At 32.6% G+C, this 9417-nt stretch carries 12 protein-coding genes; 7 read left to right on the forward strand and 5 right to left on the reverse strand.

The window, feature by feature from the left end; all coding sequences use genetic code 11:
* Positions 1-202: 202 nt before the first annotated feature.
* The gene (locus tag FTV43_RS13740) at positions 203-865 is read right to left on the reverse strand and encodes a hypothetical protein (protein ID WP_057692831.1); all 663 of its coding nucleotides are present in this window, start codon (positions 863-865) and stop codon (positions 203-205) included.
* Between the two features lie 172 nt (positions 866-1037).
* Here FTV43_RS13740 and FTV43_RS13745 point away from each other — a divergent pair, with 172 nt between their 5' ends.
* Positions 1038-1301 carry a type II toxin-antitoxin system Phd/YefM family antitoxin gene (locus tag FTV43_RS13745; RefSeq protein WP_000557944.1) on the forward strand — a complete coding sequence of 88 codons (264 nt, stop codon included), beginning with the start codon at positions 1038-1040 and terminating at the stop codon, positions 1299-1301.
* A complete protein-coding gene (locus FTV43_RS13750) occupies positions 1288-1551 on the forward strand; it encodes a Txe/YoeB family addiction module toxin (protein WP_000184943.1) in 264 nt (87 codons plus the stop codon). Before FTV43_RS13745 ends, FTV43_RS13750 begins: the two co-directional genes overlap by 14 nt.
* Positions 1552-1612: 61 nt before the next feature.
* Here the strand turns inward: FTV43_RS13750 and FTV43_RS13755 are convergent, their stop codons facing one another.
* Positions 1613-1915 carry a hypothetical protein gene (locus FTV43_RS13755; RefSeq protein ID WP_179995731.1) on the reverse strand — a complete coding sequence of 101 codons (303 nt, stop codon included), beginning with the start codon at positions 1913-1915 and terminating at the stop codon, positions 1613-1615.
* 211 nt (positions 1916-2126) lie between these two features.
* Here FTV43_RS13755 and mobQ point away from each other — a divergent pair, with 211 nt between their 5' ends.
* The 5 genes from mobQ (at position 2127) to FTV43_RS13780 (ending at position 7533) form a co-directional block, all read left to right on the forward strand.
* Positions 2127-3779: a MobQ family relaxase gene (gene mobQ, locus FTV43_RS13760; RefSeq protein WP_046128217.1), complete on the forward strand. Its 1653-nt coding sequence runs from the start codon at positions 2127-2129 to the stop codon at positions 3777-3779.
* A gap of 682 nt (positions 3780-4461) precedes the next feature.
* Entirely contained in the window at positions 4462-5412 is a 951-nt protein-coding gene (locus FTV43_RS13765) for a replication initiation protein (protein WP_179991634.1), read from the forward strand.
* On the forward strand, positions 5409-5681 hold the full coding sequence (locus tag FTV43_RS13770) for a hypothetical protein (RefSeq protein ID WP_179991633.1): 273 nt from the start codon (positions 5409-5411) through the stop codon (positions 5679-5681). The genes FTV43_RS13765 and FTV43_RS13770 overlap by 4 nt, the downstream gene beginning before the upstream one ends.
* A gap of 344 nt (positions 5682-6025) precedes the next feature.
* Entirely contained in the window at positions 6026-6769 is a 744-nt protein-coding gene (locus tag FTV43_RS13775) for a serine/threonine-protein kinase (protein WP_179991632.1), read from the forward strand.
* Positions 6766-7533, forward strand: a complete 768-nt coding sequence (locus FTV43_RS13780) for a PP2C family serine/threonine-protein phosphatase (RefSeq protein WP_179991631.1) — start codon at positions 6766-6768, stop codon at positions 7531-7533. Before FTV43_RS13775 ends, FTV43_RS13780 begins: the two co-directional genes overlap by 4 nt.
* Positions 7534-7601: 68 nt before the next feature.
* Here FTV43_RS13780 and FTV43_RS13785 read toward each other — a convergent pair whose 3' ends face one another.
* From FTV43_RS13785 to FTV43_RS13795, 3 genes are all read right to left on the reverse strand, one after another.
* Positions 7602-7919 (reverse strand): HigA family addiction module antitoxin, encoded by a 318-nt coding sequence (locus tag FTV43_RS13785; RefSeq protein ID WP_179991630.1) that lies wholly within the window; start codon positions 7917-7919, stop codon positions 7602-7604.
* A 17-nt stretch (positions 7920-7936) separates the two neighbouring features.
* Positions 7937-8215: a type II toxin-antitoxin system RelE/ParE family toxin gene (locus FTV43_RS13790; RefSeq protein ID WP_179991629.1), complete on the reverse strand. Its 279-nt coding sequence runs from the start codon at positions 8213-8215 to the stop codon at positions 7937-7939.
* A gap of 175 nt (positions 8216-8390) precedes the next feature.
* Positions 8391-9254 carry a TIR domain-containing protein gene (locus tag FTV43_RS13795; RefSeq protein WP_179991628.1) on the reverse strand — a complete coding sequence of 288 codons (864 nt, stop codon included), beginning with the start codon at positions 9252-9254 and terminating at the stop codon, positions 8391-8393.
* Between the last annotated feature and the right edge of the window lie 163 nt (positions 9255-9417).

Here is a 9417-nt window from a genome sequence, read left to right on the forward strand (position 1 = left end):
ATCTTAATTCTATTAGATTAATGATAATACTATCATTTAATTATTGCATTAAGTCTAATGATAGATATTGTATGCGATTTGGCTCGCTATCATTCAGGTATAGTCTTTTGATAAAAAAAGCATGACTAAAAGCCATGCCTTGGGAATTCGTATAACGTGTATTATGTTAATTTTAGGAAAACTCAATAATTTTCTCTTTTCATTACTTTTCAAAAATATATTTTTTTTCCATGCTTATAGGACAAATAAACATATATTGAGCTTTAAACATTCCGTTTTTATCTTTTTTAATTTTTTTTACAGTCTCTTTAGATTGTAATACTTGTTCCAAATTTGCTAATAAATCTGTTTTTGCTTTATCTAGATCATTATTAAAAACACTCAAATTATATTTTTGATAATTACTCATGGCATAAGTAATAGCATCTAAATTCGTTTTATTATTTACTATTACGTCTGTAAAAAGGTCATATGCAACCAAACAGTAATTTTTGAACATATCTTTATTTCGAGCTAAAAATTCTTCTTTTTCACCTGCACAGCCAGATTTGTCATAAATAAACTTATTTCTATAATAATCGCTATCTTTTGGTGAATTTAAAATTACAACCCCATCCGGACTATACGAAAATAAATGATATCCAACATATCCTCCATAGGAATTTTTAGCATTTACTTCACCACAAACCACACTCTCACCAACAGAATTTTTGATTTCCCTTAAATTTTGAAACTTTGTAGAGTCAGGATCTTTCATTTCCTGCTTTACTTTACTTTGAGCCATATTTAAAAATTTATTTTTTTCAGCATAAACAGAACCAATTAAAAGAATATTAAGAATGATGAAGTATATTAATTTGTTCATGAAGTCCCCGTTATTTAATGAATAGACCATAATTTAACATAATGGTGGTTATACGAAATTGACAATATGTACAGGATTCTGTACATTTAGGATTGTAAAGTTTCAATCACTACCGCCTAGGTAGTCTAGCTAGCAGCGTTTTGACGCAGCTTACCCTATGAGGGATAGATATATGCATGTATTTACATATACGGACGCACGTAACAATTTAAAATCTGTTTTAGATAAAGTAATTGATGATGTAGACGTTGCTTTTATTACAAGAAAAGAAGGTGGCCATGCTGTAGTAATGGGACAAGATCATTACGATAGCTTAATGGAAACGTTATATCTCCTTTCATCTCCAAATAATGCAAGTCGTTTAAATGAATCAATTGCTCAATTACGTGCAGGGAAAACAAAACACAGAGAGTTGATTGAGGATGACGAATCGTAACGTCGAATGGACTGATAATGCCTGGGATGAATATATCTATTGGCAGACACAGGATAAAAAGATACTTAAGCGTATTAATACCTTAATCAAAGAATGTCAGCGAACACCTTTTGAAGGAACAGGAAAACCAGAACCTTTAAAAGCTAATCTTTCAGGATTTTGGAGTCGTAGGATTGATGAAAAGCATAGATTAGTTTATGAAGTGACAGATGAACGAATCTCTATAATTCAATGTCGATTCCATTACTAACAAGATCCCCTATTTTTAGGGGATTGTTTTTTTATTTAATACAAAATCTCATATGCGAAATTTAGGTGTTATTCCATATAACGCCATTAAAAAGATCTTTATCTTTCTGCCTATTTTCTTCAGTCTTACTTTCCGTGCTTAAAAACTTTTCAAAATCGGTTAGTTGACCCTTAAACGATTCATCATTTTTTAATTTATTTAAAGCCCAAGCTCCCAGTAGAATTTTACGTCTCGTATCATCTTTACGTTGCTGATCAGAAACTTTCTTTTTTTCACGAGCAGCAATAGCTTGTTTTTGTGCTTTTAGTTGTCTTAATCGTTCTTCTTGCTTTGCAATTTTTTGCTCTAAAGTTTCAACACTCATACCATCACCATCTCAAGGAATCCCCCTCAAGCATAGGTCTGTTTGAATTGAAATTCAAGACAGCCCATGCTATCGTGGTTTTCCCGAAGGGCGCACTTAGCCATTGGATTTCATCCAATGGTGCGACAAGGGGTAAATCCCCTTTGTAATCCCCTGACCAACATATACATGTTGGTAATTTCGATAAATCGAAATAAAGAGCAAAAGCAAAATGGCGATATATCATTTTTCAGTTAAAACGATTAGTAGAGGTAATGGACGATCGGCCGTTGCTTGTGCTGCATATCGTTCAAGTGAAAAATTGGTATGCGATTTTTATGGAAAAGAACAAGACTACACAAGAAAAACTGGTGTCGAATTTACAAAAATCTATGCACCTGAAAATACAAATACTGAGTTACTCAAGCGCCAAACACTTTGGAATGAAGTCGAAAAGGTTGAACGTAGAAAAGATGCATTACTTGCAAGAGAGTTTGAGATTGCATTTCCCAGTGAGTTAAACGCTGAACAGCGTGAAAATATGCTCAATGAACTTTGCCGAAACCTCGTTAAAAAATACGGTGTCATCGTTGATGCTGCTATTCATGCACCTCATACAGACAGTGGAAGTGATGAACGCAACTACCATGCACACATCATGTTCACAACCCGAAGTATTAATGAGCATGGTGGCTTTTCAGCAAAAAAATATAGGGACTTTAGTCGTGACAATGGCACAGAAACTGTAAGCCACTGGAGAGAATCATTTGCAGAGTTATGCAATCATCACCTGGAACAAAATGGATTTGATGAACGTGTCGATCACAGAAGTTATGAAGACCAGGAAAGTGACCTAGAAGCAACTCAGCACGAAGGTCCTCAAGCGACATACCTCCGGAGACGAGGGATATTTACAGAAATTAGTCTGAAAAATGATGAAATTAAGCTACGTAATTTAAAAATCAAAAAGGTCATCGCACTGGATGAAAACATCAAAGTATCTGAGGATCTTGTTCAAAAAGTACGAAGTGAGCTTCAGTTTCAATACTCTCAAGCTGAGTATTTAGAAAAAACTTCTCAGAAACTTTCTGAATTCCAAAATGAAGAATTATCAAAATTAACAACAAAATTAAACACGATGAGTTCTGCAATATCAGAACTACGCAAAAAAGAGCCTTTATTTTTTAAAACAAAATGGATCAATCAAATAAATGACCTGATCGACCAACACAACACCCAACTAGACATCCAAAAGCATATTTCTGGTCTTAGTGAAATAGAAAAAAAAGAGAGATATTCTGATCATTTAAATAAATGGACAGAAGAAAATCAGCTGCTCCAGCCTAAAAAGTCTTTTGCAAAATTTGACGAACCGAACATCACTGTTAAACAACGAAAACTTAATGATCAAATTTCAAATATAGATCATCAAATTTCTGAAATATCACGCAGAGAAACTGAGTATCAAGAGTATGTACGCGATCAAAGACTGGAGATCATAAATAGTTATATATTTGAAGAAGATAACTATGGAAATAAATACTTTAGTCCTCAAAATGGTGAAAAACAAAAGCGACTATATGCAGAAGAAATGGAAGATCTAAAAATCCAAGAATTGCATACGGCTTTTACAAAAAAAATTGAGACCGAAGCGCAGCAAGAGTTTTCCCAAAAAAGAGCAATACAGCTCGAAAACGACCGAAAAGATCGTGAATCTAGAGAACAGCAGTTACGTAAAGAACGAGAGCAACAAGAACAACGCTATGCACAAGAACGAGAGCAACAAGAACATTTGGCATTTTTAAGACGCCAAGAACAAGAAAAACAGCAGAGAAATGAGCCTAAAAAGCCAGAAAATGACAATAACCATGACTACACGCCTTAGCAATCCCATTTAAGCGCAAAAAAACGGGGGTTTTAGCGACTTTTGATAGAAATACAGTAAAACTATAGTTGATAAAAATAAAATCGCTTAGAACGCAAATGAGAGCCTTTTAGCGAGTGTCTACGAGCGACACAACGAAAGGTTGCTTATTCCCCCTCTGAAAAACCGTTTTTTATTGAATTACTGGGGACAGTGATTAGCGAGTGTCTACGAGCGAAGTATTGATGCTTTTGCTCGTCAAAAAGCATGAGCATAGCGAATGCATTATTCATGTTTTGCTTTTTGAATCCTTGATCATATATGCAAAAAACTGCCCCCACGAAGCGAGTGAAACGAGCTTCAATAGAGTACGAGCTTTAGCGAGTACCAAGGGCAGTTTTAATAACTTACTTTGGGAATAAATTCCCTTTTATTCTTTTAAAAAGCTTTTAAAAGCTTTTAGACCTTCTGAAAGCCTTATGTAGCAATAGTTTCAAGCTTTAAAAGGGTACAAATAGCATGATAAAGGGTACAAATAGCATGATTTTATCGTTTAAAAGGGTACAAATAGCATGATTAAAGGGTACAAATAGCATGATAAAGGGTACAAATAAATTATTGTACCCTTTATCTTATTGGTGTACATTGTTTTCTCATGAGGGTACAGAAATCATGTTCATTTTTTATAAGGTTTGATATCTAAATGAATAAAGAAAATAGTTATGAAAAGTCTTATCCAGTAACAACAATGGCTATTCAAAATAAAGTTACTGAATGCTTTAAAAGTATGTCTGTAGATGAAAAAAGAATTTTAATTATGGCATCTCCGATTGCTAGAAATATCGATGCAAGTGAACAAGATCAAATATTAATATCAGCTCAACAATTTGCTGATGATTGTGGTATCAAAGTCAATTCTGCTTATAAACAAATTGAAAATGCATCAAAAAAATTAGTAGACCGGTCTTTTTCATACGTTAACGATAAAGGAAAAAAGGTCTACTCTAATTGGGTAATTGATGCTACTTATGAAGATGCAGGGATATCTTTAAGATTTACATCTATTGTTTTGGTGATGTTAAAGATTTTAGATAAATATAATCCATACACTCGTTATAAAAAGGATGTAGTTCTAAAATTAAAAAAAGACTACTCAATAGACTTTTACCATTTGGCGAAAAAAAATCAGGTAAAAAATGGCTTTGAATTAACGCTAGATGAAATGTTTACAGAATTTGGTTTACCTGAATCTTATAGAGATTTGAGGAACTTAAAACGAAGAGTTTTGAATAGTTCATTAGATGAAATTAATAAATTTACCGATATAACAGTTGACTATAATCCAATTAAAAAAGGGCGTTCAGTAATTGGCTTTAAATTTATAGTAAAAGAAAAACCAAAGCCCAAATTAGTAGAGCGTCAGCGAGATCAAAACACCATAGACATGTTTTTCAATCTATCCGATGCTCAAATTAACAAGTACAGCACTATTTTATCTCAACTCTCTGAACTATCAGACCTAAGTAACTTTCCTGATTATCCTGCTTTTGCCCTTTGGATCGGTGGCATCTTACGAGATCCGAAAAGTGTAAGGGAGGAAACCGCAAAACGAATTTTTAAAGCTCTGCATAGCAAAACGGATTTTAAACCATGAGAACTAAAGTTGAATTAGCCGCAATGAGTTGTGAAGAACTCAAAGACTATGAGCAAAGTTTACTAGCTCTGTGGACACCAAGAATGGCTCTTGAAAGTGACATTGAAAGGTTCTGCACTCAACGCAGAGAATTATTGGAGGTTTTTAATCAATTAAAAAATCCTGATGCTCCTGAACATGAACGTTTAAAAAATTCTATTTTATCGCTCAAATATAAGATTAAAAAATTAGAAGATAAATTGGATAATCTTATTCAAGATAATCGCTGAAATTATATAGATTTAATTATTCAGATTATTTAAGTAAAACTGTGAAACATTGCCTAATATTTAGGCGTAGAACATGAAAAATCAAGTAAAAAACCCCTGTTCACAGTCAGGGGTTTTTCGAAATGGATTATATTGTTGAATTATAAGAAGTAAAAATTAGCATTTCGTATAAGGTGTATTATGTTAATTTTAGAATTTCTTAAAATTAATTGTCTATAACAAAAAAATTTCATTCCAAATATTAATCATAATTTTTATTAATTTATGAGAAAATGCAGAAAATATAGTAAGTAATTTATACCTAATTATTTTTATAAAATTTTAAGTTTGTAGGAGCATAAATTTTGGAAGTTTACAGACACTCAAGTTATGAGTTCCAAGTTGTTGACAAAATTGGAGCTGGAGGATTTGGTGAAGTATACGAAGTGGCATTACCTACATGTGATTTTAGATATGCACTAAAACGATTTGCTCCACAAAAAAATATTGCTGAAGCTTCTCTATTTTCTGAAGGTGAACTATTAGAAAGATTCCGTCAGGAAATGAGATATCAGACAAATTGTACTCACAAAAATATAGTTTCTATTTGTGTAGTCCATCAAGGCGATGCTCCATTTTTTGTAATGGATCTTGCTGATTCTGACTTGAATAAGCTAATTAAAAAAGACCTTCTTTCTAATGAGGAAAAGATTAAAGTTATTCTAGATGTTCTGGATGGTTTGGAATATCTTCATAATAAAGGACTAGTTCATAGAGATATAAAACCAGAAAATATATTACTTTTTAATGGAGTATATAAAATTTCAGATTTTGGACTAATTAAAAATTTAGCTCCTAATGCACATCCTAACGATGTTATGAGTGCAATTGGTCTATGTCTTGGAACAACACGATACATGGCTCCTGAAGTTGAAGAAGCTGCGCATTATTCGCATCTTTCTGACATTTTTGCACTAGGCGTGGTCATGTCACAATTACACATAACAGAGCTAGCTAGCATCGCAAATAAGTGTACTTCCCAAACGGTTAGGTTCCGATATCAATCGATTGCTGAAATCAGAAACGATATTCTAAGAGTGATAAAATGAAAATTACATTAAGTTGCGTTTCATCTTTTTCAGAAGCAAGAGATAAATTTTCGCCTGAAAGAAGTAAACAGAATGAAGATTCACTAATTGTGCCTCTTAAAAAAAGTAATGGCTTTTTATTTGGGGTTGCTGATGGTTTAGGCTCATATCATGGTGCAAAAGAAGCATCCTATTTCGTTTGTAACTATATTGAAAACCTTCAACAAATTAGTCACGAATACTTAGAACATTCTTTAAAAGAAGAACTCAAAATCAATTTTCAAAATTTTATTCAAAGTCAAAATTCTGAATACATTAAGGCCTCTACAACTCTCTCATTTTGTTTTTTAGATGATAGTGGTTTGAGCATTTGGCATATTGGCGATTGTAGAGTTTATATCAAGCAAGATACTAAATTAATTCAACTTACGAATGATCATACTCAATATCAAAAGTTACTTGATAAAAAAATATATAGTAAAAAGGAGTTAAACGAAAAAAAGATAAGTCAAAGTACTTTAACAAATGCGATTTCATCTTTCATTGATTTAGATAATGACTATACATTTATCCCCTATGACTCTTTAAAAGATGAATATGGAGAAGAAATGTCAGTATTTATAATGTCTGATGGTGCATATCATTTTTGGGATCAAAGAAAAAATTTCAGTAAAGTCACAATGAGCGACACTATTAAATTTACTAATGCTCTAAAAAGAAGGATAGAGAATAAAGGTCCAATTGATGATTACACATTAATTGGAACAAAATTTTATTTAAAATAGAATCTCTTATATGAAGTAGAAAAGCCTAACATTAGTTAGGCTTTTCTACTTCATATACAATTAAAATGTTATGCAAATGCCAATAAATCATCATACGGTCTAATAGTCTGTTCGATGGTTTTACCAGCTTTTTCATAGGCAATTTTCAAATCATATTGATGTTGTAAATTAAGCCAACTTTCAGCATCTCCACCAAAGAATCGTGCTAATCGCAAAGCTGTATCAGCAGTAATACCGCGACGTTCTAATACAATATCGTTAATTCGAGCTGCAGTTACACCTAACTTTCTAGCTAGAGCAGTAGAGCTTAAATTTAGTGGGAGCATGTACTCTTCTTTAAGAATTTCACCTGGGTGAACAGCTCTCATACCATTATGATGGATCATACATATACCTCTCAAAATTAATGGTAATCGACTATCTCAACCTCACTGGGTCCATTATCCGTCCAAACAAAACAGATTCGCCATTGATCATTAATACGAATACTGTGTTGCCCTAAACGATCACGTTCTAATTTTTCTAATCGATTACCTGGAGGAGATCTCAAAAAATCTAAAGTTACTGCTGCATCTAGCATCGTCAATTTTCGGGTAGCAACTTTCAAAATAGCTGAAAATTTAGAACTCTTACCCGTTTCAAATAATTGACGCGTATATTCGCACTTAAAACTTTTTATCAATTGAGATGCCCTTCATATAATATATTGTATATCGATATGCATTATATCACAAGGATACTTTGCTGTGGCTTACAAGAAAGCCACACGGGCTTAATACAAAATCTTTTATTGCAACCTAGATTTAGGTACAAATTGAAACATATAAAAAAGAGCGAAAGCTCCTTTTTTATATGTTTCAATTAATTTTTCTATAGTTAATATCATATCCAGCATCACTTAGCATATGAGCCACAGACATACGCCAGTCTTTATAACCATGGTCTGTATATACGACACCATTTACATCTCCTGGCATTTCAATATGACCTTCCTTTTTTACTAAGCAGATTACTTTTTCACGAGTATATAAACCTATTAATAAACCATGCTCAAAAACAACATTTTGCCTAGCTCTTAATTTGTACTCATCCTCCCCAATAGCTTTTCCCTGATCATCAGGTGTGTATAAAACTATCCCAAACCCAATAGAAGGATCTTTTGTGTAACGTTCTAACTTTTCTATGATTGTAAGGCTAGCATCGTGCTGTTCTCTGAGAACTATTGGCTCAATTAATTGAGCTGATAAAAAAGCTTTTACTTCATTTATCAATGCATCATCATGCCCATGGACAATGAATACTTTAGATGGGGTAACCTTCTTTTCTTTACCTAATAAATTAGGAACTTGCTTTTTAGTTCCTTTTGCATATGTTATTAATTCTTCTGTTATTTCTTTTTGTTTAAGAATCGCGGACTCTAAATCATTAGAATAAAAACCGATCATAACAACACTAGATGCCTGATTTTCAGCCCTTCGTTGAGCAGCTTGTTGCTGTTTTAAAACCTCACCAGATATCTCACTAGAAAACATGCGTAAACGTTCAATATGCTCAATAGGAATTGTACGCCCATTTATTAATATAGGGTTCCCAACCTGGTAAGGTTCAGCATATTTACAAATCAAATCTTCTAAATCTGTTAAATCTGATTTGATTTCAACTTTATCCCACGCATTTTTATGATGTTTTTCGCCTAATTCTAAAATCACATGATAATACATATTACTAATGCCATATCTTCATTTATATTTTTTAAATATATAATAAGTTTAAGAAAATTAACTACATATTTAACATAAAATTTCTTATGCGAAATTTAGGTCTTATCCCAAATAAATCCATTAAAAAGATCTTTATCTTTCTGCTTATTTTCTTCGGTCTTAT

The sequence above is a fragment of the Acinetobacter sp. YH16053 genome (assembly GCF_013417035.1).
GTDB classification, from domain to species: domain Bacteria; phylum Pseudomonadota; class Gammaproteobacteria; order Pseudomonadales; family Moraxellaceae; genus Acinetobacter; species Acinetobacter towneri.

What these genes read in the sequence shown, in the direction of transcription:
- FTV43_RS13740 (WP_057692831.1), bottom strand. Translation starts at nt 865, where the DNA reads ATGAACAAATTAATATACTTCATCATTCTTAATATTCTTTTAATTGGT.
- FTV43_RS13745 (WP_000557944.1), top strand. Translation starts at nt 1,038, where the DNA reads ATGCATGTATTTACATATACGGACGCACGTAACAATTTAAAATCTGTT.
- FTV43_RS13750 (WP_000184943.1), top strand. Translation starts at nt 1,288, where the DNA reads ATGACGAATCGTAACGTCGAATGGACTGATAATGCCTGGGATGAATAT.
- FTV43_RS13755 (WP_179995731.1), bottom strand. Translation starts at nt 1,915, where the DNA reads ATGAGTGTTGAAACTTTAGAGCAAAAAATTGCAAAGCAAGAAGAACGA.
- mobQ (WP_046128217.1), top strand. Translation starts at nt 2,127, where the DNA reads ATGGCGATATATCATTTTTCAGTTAAAACGATTAGTAGAGGTAATGGA.
- FTV43_RS13765 (WP_179991634.1), top strand. Translation starts at nt 4,462, where the DNA reads ATGAATAAAGAAAATAGTTATGAAAAGTCTTATCCAGTAACAACAATG.
- FTV43_RS13770 (WP_179991633.1), top strand. Translation starts at nt 5,409, where the DNA reads ATGAGAACTAAAGTTGAATTAGCCGCAATGAGTTGTGAAGAACTCAAA.
- FTV43_RS13780 (WP_179991631.1), top strand. Translation starts at nt 6,766, where the DNA reads ATGAAAATTACATTAAGTTGCGTTTCATCTTTTTCAGAAGCAAGAGAT.
- FTV43_RS13785 (WP_179991630.1), bottom strand. Translation starts at nt 7,919, where the DNA reads ATGATCCATCATAATGGTATGAGAGCTGTTCACCCAGGTGAAATTCTT.
- FTV43_RS13795 (WP_179991628.1), bottom strand. Translation starts at nt 9,254, where the DNA reads ATGTATTATCATGTGATTTTAGAATTAGGCGAAAAACATCATAAAAAT.